At 66.8% G+C, this 24,882-nt stretch carries 13 protein-coding genes and 4 pseudogenes; 7 read left to right on the top strand and 10 right to left on the bottom strand.

What is annotated here, in order from left to right; all coding sequences use genetic code 11:
* Positions 1-789: 789 nt before the first annotated feature.
* From ACIQMX_RS40135 to ACIQMX_RS40120, 4 genes and pseudogenes are all read right to left on the bottom strand, one after another.
* Complete coding sequence (locus tag ACIQMX_RS40135; RefSeq protein WP_402485991.1) at positions 790-2,694, bottom strand: UvrD-helicase domain-containing protein; 1,905 nt, start codon at positions 2,692-2,694, stop codon at positions 790-792.
* Positions 2,691-4,727, bottom strand: coding sequence for an ATP-dependent nuclease (locus tag ACIQMX_RS40130; RefSeq protein WP_402485988.1), 2,037 nt, complete (start codon positions 4,725-4,727; stop codon positions 2,691-2,693). The genes ACIQMX_RS40135 and ACIQMX_RS40130 overlap by 4 nt, the downstream gene beginning before the upstream one ends.
* Positions 4,728-5,264: 537 nt before the next feature.
* Entirely contained in the window at positions 5,265-6,503 is a 1,239-nt protein-coding gene (locus ACIQMX_RS40125; RefSeq protein WP_402485985.1) for an MFS transporter, read from the bottom strand.
* Positions 6,504-6,647: 144 nt separating this feature from the next.
* Positions 6,648-6,974, bottom strand: a pseudogene (locus ACIQMX_RS40120) (integrase core domain-containing protein); the annotation flags it as partial.
* Between the two features lie 336 nt (positions 6,975-7,310).
* On the opposite strand from ACIQMX_RS40120, the gene ACIQMX_RS40115 reads away from it, so the two are divergent.
* Positions 7,311-7,757, top strand: coding sequence for a hypothetical protein (locus ACIQMX_RS40115; RefSeq protein ID WP_402485982.1), 447 nt, complete (start codon positions 7,311-7,313; stop codon positions 7,755-7,757).
* Between the two features lie 148 nt (positions 7,758-7,905).
* Here the strand turns inward: ACIQMX_RS40115 and ACIQMX_RS40110 are convergent, their stop codons facing one another.
* Positions 7,906-8,088 carry a hypothetical protein gene (locus ACIQMX_RS40110; protein WP_402485979.1) on the bottom strand — a complete coding sequence of 61 codons (183 nt, stop codon included), beginning with the start codon at positions 8,086-8,088 and terminating at the stop codon, positions 7,906-7,908.
* A 393-nt stretch (positions 8,089-8,481) separates the two neighbouring features.
* Between ACIQMX_RS40110 and ACIQMX_RS40105 the strand changes: the two genes are divergently transcribed.
* A complete protein-coding gene (locus tag ACIQMX_RS40105; RefSeq protein WP_402485976.1) occupies positions 8,482-16,782 on the top strand; it encodes a SpvB/TcaC N-terminal domain-containing protein in 8,301 nt (2,766 codons plus the stop codon).
* A 211-nt stretch (positions 16,783-16,993) separates the two neighbouring features.
* Here the strand turns inward: ACIQMX_RS40105 and ACIQMX_RS40100 are convergent.
* Positions 16,994-17,335: pseudogene (locus ACIQMX_RS40100) on the bottom strand (transposase); the annotation flags it as partial.
* Positions 17,336-17,397: 62 nt separating this feature from the next.
* Between ACIQMX_RS40100 and ACIQMX_RS40095 the strand changes: the two are divergent.
* Positions 17,398-17,706: a hypothetical protein gene (locus ACIQMX_RS40095; RefSeq protein ID WP_402485973.1), complete on the top strand. Its 309-nt coding sequence runs from the start codon at positions 17,398-17,400 to the stop codon at positions 17,704-17,706.
* Positions 17,707-18,095: 389 nt separating this feature from the next.
* Here ACIQMX_RS40095 and ACIQMX_RS40090 read toward each other — a convergent pair.
* Together ACIQMX_RS40090 and ACIQMX_RS40085 are read right to left on the bottom strand one after the other, a co-directional pair.
* A pseudogene (locus ACIQMX_RS40090) lies at positions 18,096-18,969 on the bottom strand (transposase); the annotation flags it as partial.
* A gap of 9 nt (positions 18,970-18,978) precedes the next feature.
* Positions 18,979-19,287: pseudogene (locus tag ACIQMX_RS40085) on the bottom strand (transposase); the annotation flags it as partial.
* Positions 19,288-19,438: 151 nt separating this feature from the next.
* On the opposite strand from ACIQMX_RS40085, the gene ACIQMX_RS40080 reads away from it, so the two are divergent.
* Positions 19,439-20,221, top strand: a complete 783-nt coding sequence (locus ACIQMX_RS40080) for a hypothetical protein (protein WP_402485970.1) — start codon at positions 19,439-19,441, stop codon at positions 20,219-20,221.
* Here the strand turns inward: ACIQMX_RS40080 and ACIQMX_RS40075 are convergent.
* Positions 20,202-21,032: an IS5 family transposase gene (locus ACIQMX_RS40075; RefSeq protein ID WP_402485967.1), complete on the bottom strand. Its 831-nt coding sequence runs from the start codon at positions 21,030-21,032 to the stop codon at positions 20,202-20,204. The genes ACIQMX_RS40080 and ACIQMX_RS40075 overlap by 20 nt on opposite strands.
* A 482-nt stretch (positions 21,033-21,514) precedes the next feature.
* Here ACIQMX_RS40075 and ACIQMX_RS40070 point away from each other — a divergent pair, with 482 nt between their 5' ends.
* The 3 genes from ACIQMX_RS40070 to ACIQMX_RS40060 all read left to right on the top strand — a co-directional run bounded on the left by ACIQMX_RS40070 (position 21,515) and on the right by ACIQMX_RS40060 (position 23,830).
* Complete coding sequence (locus ACIQMX_RS40070) at positions 21,515-21,778, top strand: hypothetical protein (protein ID WP_402485924.1); 264 nt, start codon at positions 21,515-21,517, stop codon at positions 21,776-21,778.
* 335 nt (positions 21,779-22,113) lie between these two features.
* Positions 22,114-22,512: a hypothetical protein gene (locus ACIQMX_RS40065; RefSeq protein WP_402485964.1), complete on the top strand. Its 399-nt coding sequence runs from the start codon at positions 22,114-22,116 to the stop codon at positions 22,510-22,512.
* Positions 22,513-23,170: 658 nt separating this feature from the next.
* Positions 23,171-23,830, top strand: coding sequence for an HNH endonuclease family protein (locus ACIQMX_RS40060; RefSeq protein WP_402485961.1), 660 nt, complete (start codon positions 23,171-23,173; stop codon positions 23,828-23,830).
* Positions 23,831-24,114: 284 nt separating this feature from the next.
* On the opposite strand, the gene ACIQMX_RS40055 is transcribed toward ACIQMX_RS40060, so the two are convergent.
* On the bottom strand, positions 24,115-24,450 hold the full coding sequence (locus ACIQMX_RS40055) for a DUF6233 domain-containing protein (protein WP_402485959.1): 336 nt from the start codon (positions 24,448-24,450) through the stop codon (positions 24,115-24,117).
* Positions 24,451-24,882: the final 432 nt, after the last annotated feature.

Raw genomic sequence — 24,882 nt, 5'->3', positions numbered from 1 at the left:
CCCCGACGCCTGAGGGCCACCCCCCACCCACGACCAGGGATCCTTCCCCAACCTCAACTACGAAACGGACAAGAGCTCACGTTCCGCACTCTCAGAGTAGCCAAAACCATCATAAAGCCACTGAGAGGCGCCACCCACGCCCGCAGCCTGCTTCCGGCCGCCATTAGGACCTCCCACCCTCAGCCCGCATCGGCCAACCGATAGGAGCGGGCCTGGAGAGATACCTTGCCAGACTAGTTGAACGTGTTCACCTTTGGGGCTGCCTGGGCGTTCCCCGCCACGGCGGGGGCAGCAGTGCCGTCGTCGGACGAGGAAGACCCGATCGCGCCGGCGACTACCTGACGCCGGACACCTGATGGGTTCTGAACCGCTTGTCTGCAGTTCAGCTGACTCGCGCACGCCTTCCTCGGAGATCGCGTGCCGGGTCCCTACGCCCCATTGGACGAGATTATTTCCCTTCCCACCTGGGATGTTTTGATGTCCGAGACGAACAGGCAGCCAACTGCAGACTCTACGAACTCAGGCCCCGGCACTTCGCCTTCTTTTGGGTCTCGTCCGGCAGCAAGCCGTTCGCCGTCCTGGTCGTAGATGACGCGCTCATTCTCGGAGGTAGCCGTCCCGTACGCAGATCCCCCGCGATCAGTCGCAAGCCGCTCGTCCAGCCTCAACCCGGCTGCCTCCCGGCGGACATTCGTAGCCGTACAGGGAGCACGCTCTCACGCCCCGAACCAGGCGTGGAGCGGCAGAGACGATCTCCGTATACCGGGAGGGACGGCGGGGCGGGTGTCGTCAGTGCTCGGTGAGGTCCCGGATGTCCCAGCCAGCGCCGGTCATCGCGTCCGCGTACTTTTTGCTCCGGTCGCGGTGGGCAGCGAGCACCAGAAGGTGGGTGGGGCGTGTCGCGCCGACGAAGACGAGCTGCACGGCGGCCTGGACGCTCTTCAGTTCGCGCAGCGGGTCGCTCCCTTCGGCGATCATGCGCAGCGCCTCGGTGACGTCGAACTTCTTGCCTGTCTTTTCCAGACACTCCAGGATCAGTGTTGCCGCGTGGGTCTCGCCCTTCGCGCTCTGGATGGTCCCGGGCACGGCCCGCGCCGCTGGTACTGCGGCGCCGGCTGCGGGAACCGGCCCGGGAGCCACGCCTGCCGTAGCAGCGGGGGTGAATTCCATTTCAGGCTGGCGCAGTTGGCAGCCGTTGAGAAGCTTCAGCTGGACGGCCAGCTGCTCGGTGGCCTCTCCCCAGCTCGCTTCGTCGAACCCGTCTGCGTTGAGAAGGAGTTCACGCAGCAGAATCCGAACCCTGCCTCCAGCCGTCGCCGCTGACCTCTCCAGGCGGCCGAGGGTCGGGAGGCCGTCGCCGGTCGATGACGAGACGGACGCGCGCACGGCGTTCCACAACTCGGTGGCCGCTTCGTGGCTGTCCGGGCCTGTCCTCCACCGGGCGCTTGCCGCACGGGCCGCGCCGATCAGGGTGCGGTGAGCCGTCGGGCGGCTGGTCGGCGTGTATGCGGGCAGGTAACAGGAGATCGACTGCGGGTAGACGGGTGAGGTTTTCGCATTCTGTCGAGCACCCAGTACACGCGGTGGACGCCGCACCAGAACGTCCTCGGGGACGGTCACAGCGGCCATGCGCTCGAAGGTCGGAACGACGTCGGACACTGTGGTCTCGTCGAACAGCAGAACCGCCACCTGACCGTCGGGGCCGGCTCCCCGGACCTGCTGGGGCCGCCGGACGGCCAGGCGGCTGGCCACGGCCGCGATCTGCGGCCCGAAGCGGCGGCTGACCGGCAGCTCCGGGGACCCCGGCAGCGGGAACAGGGAGGCGGGCCCTCCTACGGAGGCCGCGTCGCTGTAGATGCCCTGGTTGGTATCGCCCACCCGCTGCACGACGGTGGATGAGGAGGCGAACACGAGGTCCAGCAGTTCGTGCTGGGTGGCGCTGGTGTCCTGCGTTTCGTCGAGGAGAACGAACGGGAAGCGCGTGGTGACCGCGGCAGCGATACCCGAGTGCCGGGCGAGATACTCCTGGGCGATGGCGTACATGTCCTGGAAGCGGAAGATGCCCCGGCGTGCGAGAGTCCGCTTGAGGTGGTCCAGCTGTTTTCCGCTGGATGACTGGGCGCCGAAGGGCAGATCTCTGGCCGCTCCGGTAACCGCGAGTTCGCCGTCCTGGTAGGTGAACGTCGCCCCGGTAACGATGCCAGTGCCCTGGTGCTGGTGTTCCACATAGTTGCGCAGGGTGGAGTATTCGGGGCGCTGCAGGAGCCGGAAGGCTGCGGTCTCGAAGGCCGCGTCGTCGATGGACCGGACCTCCACTCTTCTGTCCCGCACGGCCGGCAGCGCGAGGAAGGTGTGCACGAAGGACTGGATGGTGCCGATGAAGTGCGGATAGCGCAGCAGGCTGCGTCCTGTGGCGAGAAGGCCCACTCGGTCGGCGATCTCGTTCTTGGCCGTGTTGGTGTGCGACAGCACGCATACCCCGCGGGTCGGGGAGGTCCACGCGTCGGCCATCAGGGCGAGCTTGAGTCCGATCAAGGTCGTCTTGCCCGACCCCGGGGCGGCCTGGAGGTCCTGGGTGCTCTCGCTTTGCAGGAAGTCCCACTGCTCGGCATCGAGCGGGTCCAGCCCCAGGAGTTTCACCATGTCCTCCACCTTGTCGGTGGCGAAGGCGTCGGGCAGGTAGGTGCGGGTCACGGGGCCACCTCGCCGCACAGGTAGGTGAAAGCATCGAGCAGGTAGGGCGGGATGTCGCTGCGAACAAGCGGCGTCGAGGCGAGCAACTGGGCGGCGAACTGTGCGGTGATCGGCTTGCTGACGTTGTCCAGCTTGAGCGGCCGGTAGATCTTCAGGGCGGCCTCTTCCGGGGAAAGTCCCTGCCCTATCCACGTGTCGACAACCCGGTCGGCCCGCGCGATGGCTTTCTCCGTTTTGTCGGCGTCCGGCCAGGACCGTGCAGCGACGGATGCCAATTTGACCGCGCGATACATCAGCCTGGCCATGGTCCAGGACGTGACCGCGAGGTCGTACTCCAGCGTCCACCAGTCAGACACGAACGTCTTCACCGGCCCGTCGTCGCCGGTGGTGAGGTTCGTGACGTACGCGGATATCTCCTCCTCCGTCATATCGGTCCAGCGTGCGAGCTTGCCCCTCATGACTTCGGAAGTTCCGGCGGGCACGAGATCGCGGTCGCGGATACAGGCCACGCGGACCGGAATCTGCTCACCGGCGCGCTGGAAGACCCGGCTGTAGCGGAACAGGCCGACGTGCCCGACGTTGACCACGCTGACCCCGTGTTCGTTGAAGGGCATACCCAGGGCGTCGGCGAGCGCGGGCAAGAAGATCGCCTCGGCGTCTCCCTCGACCATCGCCAGCCCCCGGGCGAAGAACATGTTCGCCTTGGTGACGTCCAGGAACCGGGTCAAGAACGCGTAGTCCCCCTCGGTCAGGCGCGTCATACCGCGCCGCAACGGAAACGTACGTCCCCGGGCGACCAGGGTCAGACACTCGACCGGCGTCGAGGAGGCGAGGTTGGGGCTGTGGGTGGTGAGGATGACCTGCACAGGTGCCCTGTCACCTTCCTGCGGCCGCTGCGCCTTGTCCCGCAGCAGGTCCATGATCCGGGTCTGCAGCTGGGGGTGGAGGTGCGCCTCGGGCTCCTCGATCAGCAGCAGGGGCGCCAGTTCGTTCTTGCCCAGCAGGAGCAGCTCCGCGGCCATGAACAGGGCGTTGTTGTAACCGAGTCCGCGGCGCGTCCAGTCGTCGGATGCTGTGAAGAGGTTCAGTTCCAGCCGCTCCAGCGCGCGGACCAGCGTCGCATCCGTGGCAACGCTGATCTTGGCGCGCAGGACGTCGTCACCGATCGCGAATCGCTGCAAGTAGGCCGAGTTGATGTCCTCGCTCACCTCCGAGACAGCCTTATTGTCGCGGATATCGCACTCAGCCCGCCGCAGAATTCCCCTCAGAGTCGACGGGGGTTCATCACCGGTCGGGTCGAAGTCGTCGACGTCCTGGTCCTTCATCGCCGGGTAGCCGGCGAGGATCTGGGACAGCCGTGACCCGCGGCCCGAGCGCAGTTCCGCCTCTGCATCGCGAAGGGGGCGCAGGTAGGTGGCGCGCAGGAGTTCGCGAGCAGCGCCGTCCAGGGCGGGGCCGTTGCCGTCCGGTCCGGTCCGGGTAGTGACCGAGACCCGGTTGCGCAGCGGATCCATCCGCTGGGCCTTGAATGTGACACACAACCAGACGGCGCCGTCGCGGTCGTGGGTGAGCAGTTCCAGGAAGACCGCCTGCTCCTCGGTCGACAGGTCGGTGAAGGCGCACCCGATAGTGAAAGTCTCCGCCCTCCCGTCCTTCCCGAGGTGGAAGTCGTCCTGGGAGACCCGGTAGTAGTCCGATGCTGCGGACTGCAGGCACAGCCGGATCGCGTCAACGATCGCAGTCTTCCCGCTGTCGTTCTCCCCCACGAGCACATTCGTCCCGGCCGTGAACGACAGGCTCAGCGCATCATCCCGCTCGCCCTCTCCCTGCGCTGCGGGTCCGAAGACCCGGAAGTTCTCGACCCGCAGATGCGCCAAGTACACACAGTCCCCCGCTGACAGGGGCCGCGGCACCCTATTCTCCGAGACGGAGCCCCCAGGCGGCACGGCCCTTGATCTATATTCCCGGAATCCTACGCACTCCGCTGGCCCTGCCCAGGAGGAATCCGGCAGAGCGGTGGGCGCCAACGGCATGAGTGCACCTCCGGCGACGACAACGTAGCTCGCGCAGCCCCGGCGGTACGTCGACCACCCAGCGCGGGGCAAAGGCGGAGGGCTGCCTCCGCGGCGGCCGGCCCCTCCCTCTGGTGACGTTCGTGGGCGTCGACCATGGCCAGGAGGTGCTCTCCGCGGGCCAGCTCCTGCTCGCTCTCGACCTCGGCCCGGAACCCCGAATCGCTGGTGCCTATCGGTGGAGTCGGGTACTGGAACTCCTCGAATGCCTCGGCAGGGACACTGCGAAACAGTGACACTGGCAGTCGCGGGGGTGCCTCGGACACTCGGCGGTGCGCAGGTACGGGTACAGACCGTCGGATGCCAGAGCGGCGAACTCACGCGCGGGGCCTGCCAAGCTGACGTCGGAGCGCGGGTTGGAGCACGACCGCATCCAGGAATCATGGACGAAAGCGGCAGCACTCCCCCACGCAACTTGTCGTGCAATTTCATGCGCAGAGAATGCACACGGAAACTAGCGGGGTACCTAGTGAGGTCAACACCGCCTGTGCGAACCGCTCAGGAATCCTTAGCCGTCTCGACTTCAGGTGCAGTATTCTCGCCAACTCGGCCTCTCTGCTGCGCCCGGTGGAAAAGTACTGGAGCCGCCACCAGGCTGGCCAGCAACGTTCCGGCTCCGGCCAGTTGGAGGGCTCCATCGCCGCCCAGCTGGCCGGCTGCCGGGCCGCCCAACGCCGTGCCGGTGAGATTGGCGCCGTTCAAAGCAGCACTGGAAGATGCGAAGGCGCGCCCTCTGACCTCGGTCTTCACTCGGTCATGGATCAGATTCCGGATGGCCAGGCTCTGCAGTGCGTTGGCCATGCCGGTCAGGATGAATGCGATAAGAACAATGGCGAAATGGGGCACTGACGCGCCGAGGATGAGCCCCGCCCCCATCAGGGCCCCGGAACCGGCCAGGACACGGGACTGCCACGACAGGGGGACCCGGGGGGCCACCAGGCTCGCGGCGACGAGTGTTCCCACCGTGTGAGCGGTGACCAGGACCCCATAGCCGGCGTCCGAGGCGTTGAGGTCGTCACGGATGAAGAACACCCGGGCGACATTGAGTATCGCCGTGAAAGCAATCGCGGACGCCAGGGAGAGGATCGCTGTGCGCAGCAGCCGGTCTTGGCTCAGGACGCCGACGCCTTCGCGGACCTGGGCAGCCCAGCGCGGCCGGCCGGGAAGGAGGGAGACCGGCTCGCGCCGGACCTTCAGGCCGGCGAAGACGAGTGCCATCACGACGAAGGATCCGGCATCGCACAGCAGGGCGATGCGATCGTCGAACGCTGCGACAAGAACACCGGCCAGTGCCGGCCCCGCCACACTTCCCAGCGACCTGAACGTCTCCAGGCGGGCATAGCCGCGGGCGATGTCGTCCTCCCCCACAATCTCGGGGACCACCAACTGCAAAGCCGGAGAGACGATCGCCAGCCCGGCCCCCAAGAGCGCCAGCAGTGCGATCGTGGCGGCCTTGTTGTCGACCACGGCCAAGCCCGCTGCCACCACCGACTGAAAGGCGGTCACGACGACGATCAACCTTCCGCTCTCCACCCGGTCGATCAACGGAGCAGCCAGCGGGCCGATCACCACAATGGGCACCACGCTCGCAATCACCAGCACCGAGATCACAGCCCCGGACTCGCCCTGGTCATGCAACCGAAGCGTCAGGGCGATCATCGCCATCTGGTCACCCATCGCGGACAGCCCGTACGTCGCCGCCACCACCGACAGGACAAGACTTGGGTTGCGAAGCATCCGCCGATGCTGCCACCCGCCCACCACAGCCTCCACCACTGAAAATGGCCATCCACACCGAGCACGTCGATGGCCACCACCCAAGGTGACATCGCGGCTCAACTGGCCTTCACCAACGAACAGAGGTTCGCCTGGAGGGAAGTTCTAGGTGTAGGAGGCCAGGACGTTGCTGACACCTTCGCGCAGCCGTGAGGCTGCCGGTTGTCCATCGGCGGCGCTGTGGGGTCGGTGGTAGTTGTAATGAATGTTCCAGACTCCGAGCGCCTGGCGGCGTTGGTCTTCTGAGGTCCAGGTACGGACGTAGAGGAACTCCTCGGAGATGATTCGGTTGTAACGCTCCACCTTGCCGTTGTGCCGGGGCGTGTATGGCGTGATCCGCTGATGTCTCGAAGCCAGCAGTGCTCGATGGAACGCCTCGGCGCGGTAGCAGGCCCTGTTGTTGGTGACGATTCGCTCGATGTGAGTGACGCCGGTGCCGTCGTCGCAGCGCCGGTCCGAGCACGACGGCCGCCGCACCAGACCCCGCCCGATCAGCCACCCGAACGGCTTTTTGATCAGGGCCTGACAACTCCCCAGCCCGGCCCTAACTGAACGGCGCGGCATCGAAAGCCTGCGCGAGATCACCCAGGAAGCACGATGTGGATCGAGCGGGCCGGCGTCCCCTTACGGGTGGCGACGGCTCGTTTGATGTCATCATCCAACCCGCGGCCTCATCTTTGCCGGGATCAACAAGCGCCCGCCCTCCGTGCCCTCAGACCGGCTGGCTGGCGTCTCAGCCACGCACGGAACGACTTCCAACGCTTTGTGATGGTGCTGGTCTGCGTCCACACGCTCAGCGGCACCGACATGCACCACCTGCGACTCACCGACCTCGACCTGTCCCGTGAGCGCCTCATCGTCCGGCGCCCCGGCAAACGCCACATCATCTACCTGGACGAACTCACCTACCGTTGCGCCTCCGCGTGGCTCCGTGAACGCCACCGCCGCTGGCCGGTGACCACCAACCCGCATCTGCTGATCAACCGCTGGACTGCGGTAGACACCACCTACTCGCCGATCGGCACCACGTTCGCCAGAATCTTCCGGCCCACCGGACTCACGATGCCGACACTGCGGCAGGACCGGATCCGCGACGAGGCGTTCGAGGTCGACGACCCGCTCCACCTGATGCGCCTGTTCGGCATCTCCTCGCAGACCGCGATGCGGTACATCACCGCGGCGCACCCCGAACGCACAGGGAAGCTCCCACGATGAGGCGAGCACACGGCGGGGGCAGGTCTCCGTTTCGGGATAGAGCTTCGGCCGCCGGGTGCGCTGGGTGAACGGAGACTGCTCCTCCTGCACGCCGCGCACGCGTGGAACGAGGCCCGCCCCTCATCGACGACTCGCCCGCGACTGATCACTATTCAGGGGAGGCCGTCTTCCGAGCGCGGGCGATCCGCGCCTGGCTCTCATAGCGCGGGTCGAAGGGAAGGTCGTGAGCGTCACGGATGCGGCCGAACGTCTCGGCGGACTCGCCGGTGAGTTCGCTGAGCTGAGCAAGTCCGGCGCCCTTGCGTAGGCCATCAAGACCGATGACACGCACGACAGGATTGAGCTTTCGCTCTGTCTCCTTGGCCTTCTTGTAGCCGTCCAGTTTGCGGGCCTCTTCCTCAGTGGGGGTTCAGTCGCTGTCGGGTTGGCCGGTTCGTGTCCGCCTCTCGCCTGATCGTGACCGAAAAGCGCCAGTCATGCGAAGGATGTCTGTACGGGTAATGGAACGGTCCCGTACCTTTCGCCAGCGGAGGCACGGGAGTTGACGCCTGCCTCCGCTCCGGACGTCGGATCGGGTGGGGGAAGTTCAATGGCTGTACGGCGGTTTCCGGCTGGGCGCGGGAGAAGGCGACTCGGTCCGGGCACGCGGGTACTTGGGGGTGGCCCGCACCGGGGCCAGCGGCCAGTCTTCCGGCACCGCACGGGGCTGGTCTTCGCACTGATCATGGTACTGGCCGTGTGCGGGCTGTCCTCCCCCGAGTCCTTCCGCACCGCAGCGGCGGCGCCCGGCCCGGACGCGGGCTCCGCCGTAACCGCTCCGGAAGGGCCGGAGGGCACCTCGTTCAACCCGAACCAGATCAAAGACATCAAGACCGCCGACCCCGGCGCTGGCGTCAACCTGGTGCAGGCGCCCACCGCGAACAACCAGGGCGACGCCCGCCTCTCGTACCCCATCGCGGTGCCAAAGGGACGCGGCGGTCTGCAGCCCGAGCTCGCCGTCACCTACAACTCCTCCGGCGGCAACGGCTGGACCGGAGTCGGCTGGGATGTCGTCACCCCGCAGATCACGGTGGACACCCGCTGGGGCGTGGCGCGTTACGACGCGGACGAGGAGACCGAGTCGTACCTGCTGAACGGGGAACAGCTCACCCCGCTCGCACATCGCGGCGCCCTCCAGCCGCGCAGTACCGACAAGGTCTTTCACACCCGTGCCGAGGGGCGCTTCGAGCGCATCGTCCGGCACGGCGACGCGCCATCGGACTACTGGTGGGAGGTCACCGACAAGCAGGGCGTGCGCACCGTCTACGGCGGGGAGCCCAACGCCACGCTCGCCGACGACGCGGGCAACATCGCGGTGTGGGCCGCCCGTGAGGTCCGCGATGGCCACGAGAACCTGCTCCGTTACCACCATGTGACGGTCACCGACGGCGGCACGGCGGACGCCAAGGTGCCCGGCCGTGCGCTCTACCCGCAGCGCATCACCTGGACCGGGCGCGGCGATACGGAGGGCCGCTACTCGGTCAACTTCCTCCGGGACCGCGACCGTGGCGAGGCCCGCCGCGGCGACGTGCAGATCGACGCACGGTACGGCTTCAAGCGGGTGACCGCGGACCTGTTGCGCCGTGTCGAGGTCAAGCTCGATGACCAACTGATCCGCGCCTACGAACTGAACTACCGCACCGGCGCGTTCGCGAAGACACTGCTCAGATCGGTCTCCCAGCTGGGTTCGGACGGCAATGTCTTCCACACCCACCTCTTCGACTACTTCGACGACGTCCGTGACCAGTCCGGCACGTACAACGCCTTCGACGAAGCCGCCGCCTGGTCCGTGCCCGACGACAGCCTCGGCTTGGACATTCGCCAGGGCGGGGCTAGCGCGCTCTCTTCCACGACCTCGGCGAGCGCGGGCGGTCACCTCTACGTCGGCTACAACCCGAGCAGCGTCCCGGCGAAGTCCGGCTCGGCAGGCGTGAAGGTTGGCGTCAACGCCGGGGTCACCGACGGACTTCTGGCCCTGCAGGACGTCAACGGCGACAACCTGCCGGACAAGGTGTTCCGCAAGAACGGCAAGATCTGGTACCGGCCGAATCTCTCCGGACCCGGCGGGCAGCCGAAGTTCGGCGACACCGCGATCGAGCTGAGCGGGCTGCCCGGAATATCCCGCGAGCGGACCCTGTCTGGGACCGCGGGCATCGAGGCGTACGCCGGCGTCAACGGGCAGCTCGACTACGTGTCGACGACGACCACCTCCGACCGCTACTTCACCGACGTCAACGCCGACGGCATCGCCGACCTCGTCAACAACGGCGGTGTCCTGTACGGCCGTCTCGGCGCCGACGGCAAGCCAAGCTACGGCACCGACAGCAGCGGCACGCCCGCCCCCGTCGGCTCCGGCGCCGCATCGGGCACCATCGTCGGCGACCAGACCGAGGCCTTCGAACGCGTCGTCGACAACTCTCCGTTGATGGACAGCGTCCGACGCTGGGTCGCCCCCTACGACGGCACGGTGAAGGTCGAGGGGCCGGCGCGGCTGGTGAAGGACACTGGCGCGGAGCGGGCCGCCTACGAGAAGGCCGACGGCGTCCGCGTCACCATCCAGCACAACGACACCGAGTTGTGGGCACAGCGGATCGGCCCCGATGATTACATCGACTTCGCTCCGACCGGAGTCGGTGCGGTGCAGGTCCACAAGGGCGACGCGTTCTATTTCCGGGTGCAGTCCGTCCTCGACGGCATGTACGACACCGTGGCCTGGGATCCGCGCATCACTTACACCGACGGTGTCGCCGCGGAGAGCGACGCCAACGGGTTGAGCAGTACTGTCTTCGATGCCAAGAACGACTTCACGCTGGCCGGGAGGGCCTCCGCCGTCACCGCGCCGCTCTCCGGCACTCTGAAGATCACCGGCGACGTGGTGAAGGCCGCCGCCACCTCGGACGACGTGACCGTCCTCATCACCCACGAGAGCAGCGACCTCCTGGGTAACCCGGTGACGAAGGAGCTGATCCGCAAGGTGCTGCCGGCCGCCTCCACCGGAACCACTCCCATCGACCTGAACGTGACGGTCGGCGCGCGGGAACGCCTGTCCTGGAAGCTCCTGGTCGATTCACCCATCGACGCGAACGCGGTGAAGTGGGCTCCGCAGGCCTACTACACCAAGGCGAGCGGCGTGGACTCGGTTGTCGACTCGGAGGGCAAGCCGTCCATCGTCGTCAACCCACCGTACGAGCTGAACCTCTACCCGGTGACCTCGCGCAGAGGCCCGCAGACCTCGTGGCAGGCAACGCGCACTGGCACGCTCACCGTGGAACCGGACATCCAGCTGAACTCGAACCTTGAGAACGCGACGATCTGGTTCACGGTGAAGAAGCGCAACGGCCTGGTCGGCAAGCGGAGTATCGGGATCACCCTGGGAGCGGGAGTGCCTGCATGGCTGACCCGGCTCAGCGTCCCGGTCACCGCTGGCGACGAGCTGTTCTTCGACCTCTCCACCACCAACACCAAACTCGTCGGCCTACTCAAGTCTCTGACGGTAAAAGTAAGTTACGACACCACCAACTGGACGACGGTGCCGAGCGCCATGAACTCACCGGCCGTGGAGGGGGCCTTCGCTCAGCCGTTTCGCGGCTGGGGCGCTATCGGCTACCAGGGCAACAAGGAGCGCGCCACTCGCCCCATTGCCCAGAACGAGCTTGTCATCGACCAGAGCTACAAGGACGCACTGCCGAAGGCGCCGGTCCAGGCGGATCTCGAATCGTTCACCGAGGACCCGAAGGTCCCCACCCCGCGAGTCACCGTCCTCGCCCCGCAGCCCGCGAACGGCAAGTGGGTCGCCTCTGACGACAGCACCTGGATCGGCGACTCCGCTGCCGCGAGCTCCCGGCTGGGCCTCGACACCATCGATGTGGTCACCGACGCCGAACTCGCCGGGTCAACCGGCCTGATCCGGCGCGGCCGCACCCAGCAGATCTCCACCACCCTGACGCTCGGCCCGTTCGGCGGGAGCGGCGCCCTGGGTACCAGCGTCGGCGAGATCGACTTCCTCGACATCAACGGCGACCGGTTCCCGGACGTGGTTGGCAGCAAGGAGATCCAGTACTCCGACATGGACGGCGGGCTCGGCGCCACCCGCGGCAGTCTCGGCGGCAACGTCCGCGAGTCGAGGTCGCTCTCTGGCGGCGTCGCCCTCAGCGCGGGCAGCCCGGCCCGCACCCTGGCCAACGCGAGCGGCTACGACGCGCCCAACGGCCGGTCCGCCGCCACCTCCGCGCGCACCGGTCCCGAGATACCCGCCCTCGGCATCGGCGGCAACCTTGGTGGCGGCGAGTCCGACGCCATGTTCGACCTCACCGACATCAACGGCGACGGTCTTCCTGACAAGGTGTACGAGAACGGCGATGCCCAGCTCAACCTAGGCTACCGCTTCGCCGCCCGCGAACCCTGGGGCGGCGGTCCGGTCAACGACGCCTCCACCCTCAACACCGGTGTCAATCTCGGCTTCAACCTCGACAACTACGGCTTCGCGGGCGGGCTGTCCGCCACACTCGGCACCTCGTCGACCAACGTGTCTCTCGCTGACGTCAACGGCGATGGCCTCACCGACCGCGTGTTCACCGACGGCAGGAACCCGGTGAAGGTCGCCGTCAATTCCGGCTCGGGCTTCACCGCGCCCACCGCCTTCCGGGGCGCGTTCAGCGACATCGCCGTCGACAAGAACGCCACCCTTGGAGGCGGCGCCTACTTCACCTTCGGCTTCCCCGTCGGCGCGGGCAGCATCGTCTTCAACCCCGGTGTCGACTTCTCCACCAGCATCGGCCGCGCCGAGGTCGCCCTGCGCGACGTCAACGGCGACGGCCTCCCCGACCACGTGAAGTCCACCCGGGACAACGAGATGCAGGTTGCCCTCAACAAGGGCGGCCGCACCAACCTGCTGCGCTCCGTCAGCCGCCCCATGGGCGCCCGCATCGACCTCGACTACACCCGAGCCGGCAACACCGCCGCCATGCCGGACAGCCACTGGGTTCTCTCCCGCTCCACCGTCACCGACGGTGTCCCCGGAGACGGCGCGGACGCGAGCACCGCCACATTCCGCTACGAGAGGGGCCGCTCCGACCGAGCCGAACGCGAGTTCCTCGGCTTCGGCCGGGTGATCACCGAACAGCGCGACCCCAGCGCCGACGACGCCGTCCGCCGCGTCCTCACCGACGACTACCGCACCGACGGCTACGTCACCCGCGGGCTCCTCACCCGCAGCCTCACCGAGGACGGCGCCGGACACCCGTACAAAGAGACGCTAAACACCTACACACTGGTGGACGCCGCCTCCGGTGAGCCGGCCGATCCGGACAGCCTCACCACCACCGTCTTCCCGCAGCTCACCCAGGTCGAGCAGAAGTACTACGAAGGCGCCGCTACCGCCGGAGCCAGCACGACCACCCAGCTCTCCTACGACTCCTACGGCAACGTCACCCGCGTCTTCGACACCGGCGGTGAGGGCACCGCCGACGATCTGGAGACCACCTACGCCTACACGGCCTCCGACGTGCAATGCCGAGAGGCGAACCGCACCGGCGTCGCCGACGAGACCCGGCAGAAGGACGCCGCCGGGAAGGTGCTGCGCCACCGCGCATCCGACGTCGACTGCGCCACTGGTGAGGTCCGCCAGGTCCGCGAGTACCTCGACGACAACACCGCCGCGGTCTCCGACATGACTTACCACCCCGACGGCAACCTGAAGGCGGTCACCGGCCCCGCCAACGCCAAGGGCCAGCGCTACACCCACACCTACGGCTACGACCCCACCGTCGGCGTGCAGATCGAGTCGGTCGAGGACAGCTTCGGCTACCGCTCCACCTCCGCCTACGACCTCCGATACGGGGTCCCCACCCGGAACACGGACCAGAACAACCAGTCCGTGACGATGACGTACGACAGCGTCGGCCGCCTCGCCACGCTCACCGGCCCCTACGAGCAGGACGCCGGCCAGGCGACGATCACCTTCGGCTACCACCCCGAGGCACCCGTCCCGTACGCCACCACGCAGCACCTCGACCGGGCCGCCGACGGTGTCCGCGAGGACACCATCGACACAGTCGCCTTCAGCGACGGCCTCCAGCGGATCCTGCAGGAGAAGAAAGACGCTGCCGTCGCCGGCTCACCGGGCGCCGCCCCGACCGACGTCATGACGGTCTCCGGCCGTATGAAGTTCGACGCCCTCGGCCGCACGGTGGAGAAGTACTACCCGGTCACCGAGCCGAAGAGCACCGCCAACACCACCTTCAACACGGCCTACGACACAGTCGCGCCGACGAAGGAGACCCTCGACGTCCTCGACCGCTCGGTGAAGACAGTCCAGCCCGACGGCGTCAGCACCAGCACTGACTACGGCTTCGGCCCCGACCGGTCCGGGGCCACACGCTTCGAGACCACCGTCACCGACGGCAACGGCATCAAACGCATCACCTACACCGATGTGCGCGAAGTGACCACCTCAGTCAAGGAATTCCACGACTCCAAGCCGGTATGGACTAGCTACGCCCACGACCCCATGAACCAGGTCACAGCCGTCACCGACGACAAGAACAACGTGACCAGGGCGGGTTATGACGGGCTGGGACGCCGCGTCTCGTACGACAGCCCCGACGCGGGCCGCACGGAGACCCGTTACGACCTCGCCGGGAACGTCACCACCAAGATCACCGCCAACCTCCGCGCCGCCGACAAGGCCATCGAGTACGACTACGAGTACTCCCGCCTCAAAGCCATCCGCTACCCGACCTTCCCCGCGAACGACGTCAGTTACGACTACGGAGCCCCGGGCGCCGCTGACAACACCGCCTCCCGCGTCAGCGAGGTCCACGACTCCGCCGGCACGGTGAAGCGCGCCTACGGAGCCCTCGGCGAGGTCACCAAGGAAACCCGAGCCGTCACCGCGGTGCACGAGGCCCCCCGCACGTACGACACCTCCTGGCGCTACGACGCCTTCAACCGCGTCCTCGCCATGACATACCCGGACGGCGAGACCCTCACCTACGAGTACGACTCCGGCGGCCAGGTCAAGCGGGCCACCGGCACCAAGAACGGCACGGACTACACGTACGTGGACCGGATCGACTACGACAAGTTCGGTCAGAAGGCCCTCCAGCAGGCTGGCAACGGCGTCCGCACGACATACACCTACGACGCCGAGGATCGCCGCCTCGCCACACTGAAGTCCACGCAGTCGGACGGAGCGGCCTTCCAGGACCTCAGTTACACCTACGACAAGACCGGCAACATCACCTCGCTGGCCAACAACGCGCCCCAGGGCGGCGACATCGGCGGGCCCAGCACCCAGACCTACGCCTACGACGACCTGTACCAGCTCACCTCGGCGTCCGGCACCTACACGGACAAAAACGCGGCCCGGAACTCGTACACCCTGAGCCTTGAGTACGACTCAATTCACAACACCACACGCAAGACGCAGACCCATGAGATCACAGACGGCACCCCCGCCCGCCCGTCCGCTGGTGGCGGCAAGGGGCCCATTGAACCGGTCGAGAACCCGGACAACGGCCCCGACGTCCAGGACCGCACCAGCTACGACTACGCGTACACCTACGACGGCCCGAAGCCGCACGCCCCGGGCAAGGTCGGCCCAGTCAGTAACGATTACGACGCCAACGGCAATCTGACCAGCACCCTCAACACCGCCGTCGCCGACAAGCACCGCCAGTACGTCTGGGACGAAGAGAACCGCCTCGCCTGCAACCAGGACACTGCGACAGCGACCGTCACCCAAGATCCCGGCGGCTGCGCCGGCGCCACCGTCACGTACGCCTACGACGACAAGGGTGACCGCGTCGTCAAGACCAGCGACGAGGGACTCTCCCTCTACCCGAACCGCTACTACAGCGAACGCGACGCCACCGGCTACAAGCACATCTTCGTCGGCGACAGCCGTGTCACCACCCAGACGGTGAAGGCCACCGGCGTCGAGGACGAGCAGCAGTTCTTCCATGCCGACCACATCGGCTCCTCCGGCTATGTCACCGACAAGAACGGCAAGGTGACAGAGCACCTCGAATACTTTCCTTACGGCGAGACCTGGGTCGAGGAACACACCGGCGACACTGATACCCCCTACCAGTTCACCGGCAAGGAACTCGACGCGGAGACGGGGCTTTATTACTACGGGGCGCGTTATTACAACCCCCGCACGCAACTATGGGCGAGCGCGGACCCGGCGCTGCCGGGCTATCTGGACAGTGCCGGCGGAAACAAGTCCCGCGACCTGGCCGCTTACACCTACGCATACAACAATCCTCTGCGTTACACCGACCCGACCGGCAAGTTCGTGGAGGAGGTGATACTCGCCCCCACGATCGCCGGTGGCGCGGTCGGAGGACCGCCCGGAGCCGCTGTCGGTGCCGTGCTGGGCACCGTCGTGGTGGGCGTCACCTTGTTCGCGATTTTTGCCGGACCGAAGGGCGGCAACGACCGCTCCGGCTCCAACGCTCATCTCGCGACGCCTCCCACCAACAACAAGATGCCGGAGGCGCCCACTACGGCTGCGTCGCCAGGGACGGTTCCCGCGCCTCCGCCTGCTCCCGCCAACCAGCCGGACGACGACGCGATCATCACCTTCTACCGCGGCACCAACTATTACGACGCCCAGCAGACGGCTGACGAACAGCACATGGATCTCGGTCGGCTCACGAAGAACCAGGAGCGGGCACCGGGCATGTCAGGGAAAGCCCTGTACCTCACCCAGCAGTTGGAGACGGCCAATTATTATGCGAATCAAGCCAGTGAAGGCGGGGTGTCCGGAGGCGGTCGCGGCATCATCAAAATCGACATGAAGGTGAAGGATTTCAAAGATTTTGTCCTGACGCATCCAGAAATTCTCTACAACCAGCTCATACCTGATTCTCCGGTCGTGGGCGGTACCGAAACGGTGATTCCCCTTGATGCGGTGCCCGATTTCGAACGCATAGGCCGACCGCGGTACAGCATGATGGAAGGGTGGCCGCCGCCTCGATGAACCTGCGTTCGCGGAAGGGAACCGGGATGGCGAAGAATCGCCGCCGCGCTCACCGCGACAGCTCTTGCGACCACGCTACGTGTGCTGGCCACAGTGTTTGCCGAGGCCTCCATCGCCGCTCGGCTGGGTGAGAACCTGACCGCCGTGATTGCGCTCGCGCTCGCTGCCTGTGGCCGTTACTGAGGTTGAACTCGTGATGTCGCCGGGTTGTTCAGGTGGGGCTGCTGGTCAGGCCGGTCTCGGCGAGGCAGCAGTCGATAAGGTCGCTGCGGTACTGAATGTGCTGTAGGGCGCGTCGGATGCGCTGGACGAGGTGTTCGGGTGTGGAGAGGCCGACGTTGGAGAGCCAGCCGCGCCGCAGGAGGGACCAGATCCCTTCGACGGGATTGAGGTCGGGTGTGTAGGGCTGCAGGTAGTAGATGGTCAGCCAGTCCCGTGAGTCGGCGAACTCCCGAAGGCCGGCGGTTTTGTGGACGTTGAGGTTGTCCCAGACGATCACGGTCGGTCCGCCGAGCTGCTGGTGAGCGGCGATCAGCAGCTCGCGGTAGTCGCGCGCCAACTTCCGTCGAGCTTGATGACGACGAGATCGAGCGGGCGGTCCAGCTCACGGACACCATGGCCACCGGCGACATCAGCCAGTTCCGGGACCGCTATCGCGACGCGTTGGAAGAACTCATCGAGGCGAAGGCCGAGGACAAGGTGCTCCCGAAATCGGTCGAAGGCGGCCAGCAGGGGTACGGAAAGGTCATGGACCTGATGGCCGCCCTGAATGGCTCCGTGAAGGCGGCGAAGGAGAGACGAAGCGAGGGAGACGGGGATGCCATGGTGCGCGAGATGAAGGTCCGCACGAAGGCGGCGAAGAAGGCCACCACAACGAAGGGCCCGGCCAGGACGGCAGCGGCAAGGAAGCGCAGCGCTTCCTGAATGTGGCTGGAGTGCCCCGGGCGTCGACGCATCCTGGTTCCCCACGGCGGGCCGGAGTTGCCACCCGTAGAGTCCCCGCGAAGGGGGCTCGGACAGCGGGCCCGCTGTCGTCGGCCGCGCTAGGCAGCAGCCCCGTGCAACGTGCGAAGTGGACACGAGGCTGCTGTGTGACCGCCGTCCTGTCTGAGCGGCATGCCGACCGTACTGCGGGGTTCAGCTTCCAGCTCGGCTGGCTGTGCCGTGGCCTCCAAAAGAAATCTCTCTGCCGAGTGGGTCAATCCACCACTGTCACCATCCAGCGGATGGTCTCGGCCAGCTGCAGTGGGCCAGGCGTCTCATCGAACAGGCCGCGAAAGGGCCGCCCAGAAGGCCGACTACTGCTGCTCAGCCTTAGCGGCGGCGGAGAACAGGCGGAACCGCAGGCGAGGGGGTTCCAAGAGCCGGGCGGGGTCGGTCAGGGCGAGTATCAGCATCCAGGCGAGCAGGTCGAGGGCGATCTGGATGAGCTCCAGCCACACCTGGTTCTGGGCGGTGTCGCGCAGGGGCAGGTTGCGCAGGCCGGTGGCCCGGGCCGCACGGATGCGGTCCTCGGCCCGGGCCCGCTGACGGTGGCGCAGTTCAAGCGCGGCGATCGCCTCGCCGCCCGTGTTGGTGGCGAAGCAGGTCAGCCGATGGCCGTCGTTGTCGGTGTCGGTGAAGCACAACTGGGCTCCGGGGTGCGGCCGTTCCTTACGGACGATCAGCCGCATGCCCTTCGGCCAGCCGGCCAGGCAGACGCTGCCGGCGTCGATCTCCGCGACCCAGGCGCTGTCGCGGAGGCCGCCGTCCGGTTCGACGGCCGGTGTCCAGGCCGAGGTCGACACCTTCAGGACGGCCTGATGGAGGGCGTCGGTGATGGTCATGCCGACCAAGTACGAAAGCCACCGCCTGCGCTTCGCGAGCCAGGCGACGAACGCGTGGTGGGTGCCGCCGCCGGAGTCGGTACGGATCAGCGTCTGCCGTCCTCGCCGGTACTGTTTCGGCAGCTGGGCCAGGGCGAGAGGGGCGGCGGTGATGTGGTCGGCGGCGGTGCTGGAGCCCGCGTCCCCCGGCCGCAGCAGGCCACCACCGGCTCGCCGGACCCGCCGCGTCCTGCTTGTCGGAGTGGGCCAGGACGAGGACTCCGTCCAGGTCCACGGTCACCTGACCGCCGGCGTCCGGTGCGGTGTCACCGGCCAGCTCCCAGACGTGCTCGCGGACTTCAGCCCGGGCGGCGCGGAGGGCGGGTCAGGGATCGGCGGCCAGGACCAGCCGGCCGTCCGCCGCCCGCGGCAGAGACACCGCCGCCAGGGCCCGTCGCACCCGGGCCCCATCGACCCGGCCTGCGGACAGGGCATCGTAGAGCCCGCCGTGCCCGCGACGATGTTCACCGACCAGCGACAGTTCCACCAGCGACCGGACCGGACCGTCTGCGCACAACACCGCATCTGCGAGTTCGAACAGCGCGTCCGCACGCCGGGTCAGACAGGAGTAGAACTCGCCCCGGGAGCGTGACAGTCCCGCGAACGGATCCTGCCGGACAGCATGATGCAGCAGACTCATCCTCATGGCCTTCGTGCTGAGCGTTGCGTGTTCCTTGGTCGGATCACATACCCAGCCGAAGGCCGCCTGTACGTAGGGCAGTTACCAGTCCGAGTGATCAAGTACGACGGGCCGTTCGGACCCCGAGATCAAAGATCAGGGAAGTAGCAGAATGACCGGCCCCGACAGTGAGTGGCAGCTCCTGCACGGCGGCACTCTCGTCGGCACGATCACCGTCGATGAGGCAGGCATGCCTTGGCAGCGTGGACGCTTCTTCCCCGAGCCTGCCTTCAGCCAGTTCAAGCCCTGGTTCGACGAGCTCAACGCCATTCTCCAGGCTGAAGAGTTCGAACGCTTCGACGACGCATACGATCGCATCGAAAGTGCCCTAGGACCTGTCTCCTTGACCGTTTACAGGCTGGGGCGTTTGCGGGTGGTCCATGGTGGTGCCGTCAAGGTTCCGCCCGAAGGCGGCCTCCAGAACGGCGGGGAGGTCTTCCTCGGGGACCGAGGTGCGCACGTCCGCCAGAGCCTGAGGAAAGGCGTCATCGCCGATGACGCCCATGTGTTCCTGACGGAGTTGGTAGATGATCTCGACGAGCTCTGGTCTCAGCCGCATCCAGGCACGGGAGGTACGGATCTCTTCATCGACCTGGTGCATGAACCAGCGCATGACCTCGTACGGGACGTCCATGTGCCCTGCGTGCGGGTTGAAGCACATCATCGGTTTCCGTGCCGGATCCTCGTCGGGAACGATTGCGGTCACGAGCATCCGTTGCCCGGCCACGCGATCCAGTTCCAGATACCAGGCGTCATCGGGCACGGAGTACATCGCGGTGATCGCGTAGTCGCCGGCTGGGTGTCGAAAGACCATTGCCGCATGTTGCCACGCTGGCCTGAGGAGGTGCCTCTCCAAATTGTGCGGCCCGACGTCCCTACGTCCGGGCCCAGATGAGGAGGGCAGCGACGTAAAGCGCAGCCTGGTAGGAGATGGCGAGCTTGTCCGTTCGCATGGCCAGCCCCCGCCACTGCTTGAGCCGGCTGATGCATCGCTCGACCGCGTTGCGCTGCTTGTATATCTCGGCGTCGACGGCGGGCGGCCGGCCACCCGAACGACCTCGGCGCCGCCGGTGACCGGCCTGGTCGGACGGCTGGGCAATGACAGCGCGGATCCCGCGTCGGCGGAGATGCGTCCGGATCGCGCGTGACGAATACGCGCGATCCGCCAGAACGGTGTCCGGTCGAGTTCTCGGTCTTCCCGGCCCGCTTCGTGGAACACGAATACTGGCCATGACGGCCTCGAAGGCCGGTGCGTCACCCGCTTGACCCGCGGTGACATGGAGAGCCAAGGGGCGTGCATGGCTGTCGCTGGCGAGATGGACTTTCGTACTCAGGCCGCCGCGGGAACGACCAAGCGCATGGTCGTCGGGCTCAGCCTGACCTGGCGCCCCCTTGCTTCCGGCTCCGGCGGCGTGCTGGTGGGCCCGGCAGACGGTGGAGTCCACTGACACGGTCCAGCCGATGTCGTCAGCCTCGTCGGCCACTGCCAGGAACACGGAGAGGATCCGCTCCCAGGTGCCATCCACGGCCCACCTGAGCAGCCGTTTGTGAGCGGTCTGGAACGAGCCGAGCTCGTCCGGCAGGTCCCGCCAGGGCGAGCCAGTGCGGTACTTCCACACGATCGCCTCCAGGATTCGGCGATGGTCGGCCCATCGCCGGCCACGGACCGGATCGGCCGGCATCAACGGCTCAATCCGGTCCCACATCGCATCAGTGATTACCCACCGGACAGACACACCCGATCAACCGACAAGCAGATCAAGGAGACACGCCCTAACCCTGGTGTCGCCGAAAGGGCCTGTTGCCAACTTCCTCCTCCACGTCGACCAGAACCGTGCCTCTTTCCGCTGGGACGCGGGACCGCCAACAGGTTAAAGATCAAGTTAGGGACGGGGCGCCTCGCCAATACCTTCGGCTCTACGAGACCCCACCCCTCAACCCGGACCAGGCCCTTTCACGGGCCCACGAACAGCCACCGACGGCTTGGCGCAGGTCCGATCCGCCCGAGAGCTGGGCAACACAGCCCGAGAACGCCGGTTAGCCAAAACGGCGTTCCCGCGCACCATGGATATCTCGCAGTCGCATCAAGGAGCAACCCGACTCCTCGTTGACGGAGAGCCTGTCACGACCGCGCAGATCGCCCCGCTCACCGCGTCAGGAACGCGTATCTACCCCCAGGAGCCACCACGTGAGCCCAGTAACTGCCGACGCGAACGTTGAGAGCACGGCGTGCAGCCCCACGCAGATCCGTGCCACCTGGGGCGGCACCAGCAGCGTGGCAGATGCCTCCAAAGCCTTCGGGTTCTCCCGCGCGAAAGGCTACGACCTCGTCCGCCAGGGGAAGTTCCCCTGCCGTGTGCTCCACATCGGCCGCGGAGCACGCGTAATTACCGCCTCCCTGCTCCGCGTACTCGAAACCGGAGAGCCCGAGTACAACCGGGTCAACAACTAACGCTCCCCCGCCCTCACTTCGTGAAGCCCAGCCGAACACGGCGAACCTCCGCCCCAGCTGGCCACCATCAGCCGGCCCATCGCCTGACTACGCACGCTCCGTACACCACCCCTCACCCATGCGCCGCCGGAACCCAACCTTGCTCCGTGTCAAAGCCCCTGATCGAACAGGCCGACGGTACTGGCGGCGGCGTCATCAGCGTCGAAGGCTTCCCCTCGGCGACGGGTTTGGAGTAGGCGCCGAATCCCCCGGTATGTTGAGGCCACGGCACGCAGTCAAGTACGGAGCCAGATAACGAGGGTGGCCGCAGCACCGGTGCCGCTTGCCATAACGGGGTGAAGCCGGGCATCAGCTCCGGGGCCGGCCACAACCGGCTTCGGCAGCACGCCGAGGGTAGGTTGACCGTCCAGCATCTTCGAGTGTCCGGATTGCCGCTCGGTATGGCGCGAGTACTGGAGCGGTTCGTCCTGGGCGGGCTCGACGGCGAAGGCTGGCTGTCCACCCGCGGTGTTGAGTACTTCCCCGCAGAAGCGCTGCAGGACGTCATGGACTTGGTGGGCGAGTGGTTCACTGATCAGCCAGGGCTGACCATCCGTTCCGTGGTTGTTGACGTCGACGAGGTGTACGGCGCCGCAGAGGTGTCCGCAGTCCGCGAGGTTGTGGACCTAGATGTTGACGCGGTCGTGGTCTTCGACTCCGGTGACGTGACACCTGTTGCGGCGCTGACGCGCTGAGTGCGCGTGATCGACCGTTTCCGGTCACCCTTCTTCCCCCGTGGCCGGAACGGGTGCATCGTTGATCGCACGGCCAGAGCTCGCCCCCAGGCAGCCCCTCCCGTTCAGGCCCTGCCCGCTGCCCCCGTTGCGGGCGGGGCCTGCCGCACCTCCCGGTTCCCCACGGGAGGCTTGGCGGCGGTGATGGAGCTGGGGCCGTTTCATCAGCGGCACCCCCGCAGCTTCCTGCTGTTTCAACAAGCTGGGGTGTCGAGCAGCGTCCATCGCGTATGAGCGCGACGCCTGACCTGCTTCTATGGGTGAGCAAGCAAAAGCCCGCCAGCTCAAGTCGGCCTGGACAGCAACTACTTGAGCCAGCAGCATTCGGCAATCACGCATGGAAGAGTGATGCATCGTGTCTGAACACCGTACCGCTCGCCGCCTGGTGAAGTCTCCTGGGCTGCGGGGCTGGAGTGTGGCCTTGGCCGCCGTGTCGGCGTGTGCGAACGTGGCGCGCTTAGTTCGAGAGTTCCTGGTTCACAGCTAGGCAGCTGTGCGGCGCTGGCCCCTCCGCGCCTTGCGGGAGGGGCTTTGCTGTGCGGTACGACTTCCCACCCTTCGGGGGGACCTTGCTGCGGTTCTGCGAGCTTCCGGCTCTGCGGGCCGATACCAAGAATCCATGATCACTAAGACCGCCCGCGGCTTCGCTGCCGCCGCTCTCACCCTCATGCCCCTGCTCTTCGCAACCCCCGCTCACGCTCAGGCGGACGCCCTCACCCTGTCCGACGGAATCCAGCTTCTCCCGCTCGCGGCCGAGTCCCGTGACGGCTACCAGCGCACCAAGTTCAAGCACTGGGTGGACGCCGACCGCGACTCGTGCAACACCCGCGCCGAGGTACTGATCGCCGAGTCGCGCGTCCCCGTCACCATCGACTCGGGGTGCAAGATCGTCGCGGGAGAGTGGTACTCCTACTACGACGGTGTCACGCTCACCGCGCCGGGCGGTCTGGACATTGACCACATGGTCCCGCTGGCCGAGGCCTGGGATTCGGGCGCCTCGCAGTGGACTGCAGCCCGGCGCGAGGCCTACGCCAACGACCTCGGTGCTGAGCGCTCGCTCGTGGCCGTGACGGCAAAGAGTAACCGCTCGAAGAGCGATCAGGACCCGTCGACGTGGCTGCCCCCGCTGGCCGACGCCCGTTGCACCTACGCAGCCGACTGGGTATCGACGAAGCTCCGCTGGGGCCTCACCGTGGACGCGCCCGAAGCTGACGCCCTGGCCGGACTTGCCGCGGACTGCGGCGAGCAGCCCATCGAGTACGAGCCGGCCGCCGAGTAGCGGCAGGCCCTGGGCGCTGGTGTCCGTGTCTGGTTCAGATGCGGGCACCGGCTCTCGGCGTGAGGATCGGTGTACGGGCGGTGGCCCGGTCACCCCTGGTCCCGACCAGATGTCTCCCTAACCGCGGCCGGACCGCCTCCCGGCAGCCACAGGGGGCTTCTGGAGGTACGAATGCCGTCCACTATCCGGTCGGGAGCGATCTCGTCAGAAGGCCCCTGCCAAGAAGGTTGCGGCAAAGAAGTCCACGGGGAAGAAGAAGGCCGCGGCGGGGAAAAGCGCCTGAGCTACCCGAGTACGCCGAGGGTGGTGTCGGGCCGGCAGTGTGTGCAGGCCCGGATCCCGTCGGCGAGCAGGCTGCGGGCTTGGTCGCGGTCGATGGCCCGGCGTCGTTTCCCTGCGGCGTAGCAGTCGCCGGCGTGTACTTCGCTGAGTGGTGCGCCGACTCCGATGCCGAGCTCGACGATCCAGTCGGGCGTCGGCGGCCGCCGCTCCTCGCCCGTCCGCCGTTCGGTTTCTCGCTGCTCTGCTGCGGCGATGGCTGCACGGACGTGCCCGATCCAGATGGTGAGCTGCTGTTCCAGGGTGCGGAGGCGTGGCAGATCGGGCGGCAAGTCGTACATGTATTCGATTCTATGCCCCTTCTAGTACTGATGGAGCCCTCACTCCACTCAAGGAAAGTCTTGAGTTGTTAAGGGTCGCCTTGTGTGCTGTGTCTCGCTACGGTGAGGACACCTCACATAGCAAGGAGTGTCATGACAGCTGACGATCTGCCCGCACCGGACGGGACCTGCTGGTGCGGATGCCGTGAGACCCCCGGCTACGGCCGACGCTTTGCGCCTGGCCACGACAAGACCGCTGAAGCCGCATACATGGCCGTCTACCACGGCGGCTCAGTCGCCCGACTGCTTCATGACACTGGGCACGCGCCAGGCGGTCGGGAGGGAACGGTTCGGCGGGCGGCTCTCGACCGTGGCGGCTGGGAGTTGTGCCCTCGTGGCTGCGACTACGCGGGAGCGCCCGCCAGTATCGCCAACCACGTCAATCGATACCAC

Source organism: Streptomyces sp. NPDC091416 (assembly GCF_044756845.1).
Classification (GTDB): domain Bacteria; phylum Actinomycetota; class Actinomycetes; order Streptomycetales; family Streptomycetaceae; genus Streptomyces.
This window is presented reverse-complemented; position numbering and strand designations above follow the sequence as displayed.

What these genes read in the sequence shown, in the direction of transcription:
- ACIQMX_RS40130 (WP_402485988.1), bottom strand. Translation starts at nt 4,727, where the DNA reads ATGCCGTTGGCGCCCACCGCTCTGCCGGATTCCTCCTGGGCAGGGCCA.
- ACIQMX_RS40125 (WP_402485985.1), bottom strand. Translation starts at nt 6,503, where the DNA reads ATGCTTCGCAACCCAAGTCTTGTCCTGTCGGTGGTGGCGGCGACGTAC.
- ACIQMX_RS40115 (WP_402485982.1), top strand. Translation starts at nt 7,311, where the DNA reads ATGGTGCTGGTCTGCGTCCACACGCTCAGCGGCACCGACATGCACCAC.
- ACIQMX_RS40105 (WP_402485976.1), top strand. Translation starts at nt 8,482, where the DNA reads ATGGTACTGGCCGTGTGCGGGCTGTCCTCCCCCGAGTCCTTCCGCACC.
- ACIQMX_RS40095 (WP_402485973.1), top strand. Translation starts at nt 17,398, where the DNA reads ATGGCCACCGGCGACATCAGCCAGTTCCGGGACCGCTATCGCGACGCG.
- ACIQMX_RS40080 (WP_402485970.1), top strand. Translation starts at nt 19,439, where the DNA reads ATGACCGGCCCCGACAGTGAGTGGCAGCTCCTGCACGGCGGCACTCTC.
- ACIQMX_RS40075 (WP_402485967.1), bottom strand. Translation starts at nt 21,032, where the DNA reads ATGTGGGACCGGATTGAGCCGTTGATGCCGGCCGATCCGGTCCGTGGC.
- ACIQMX_RS40060 (WP_402485961.1), top strand. Translation starts at nt 23,171, where the DNA reads ATGATCACTAAGACCGCCCGCGGCTTCGCTGCCGCCGCTCTCACCCTC.
- ACIQMX_RS40055 (WP_402485959.1), bottom strand. Translation starts at nt 24,450, where the DNA reads ATGTACGACTTGCCGCCCGATCTGCCACGCCTCCGCACCCTGGAACAG.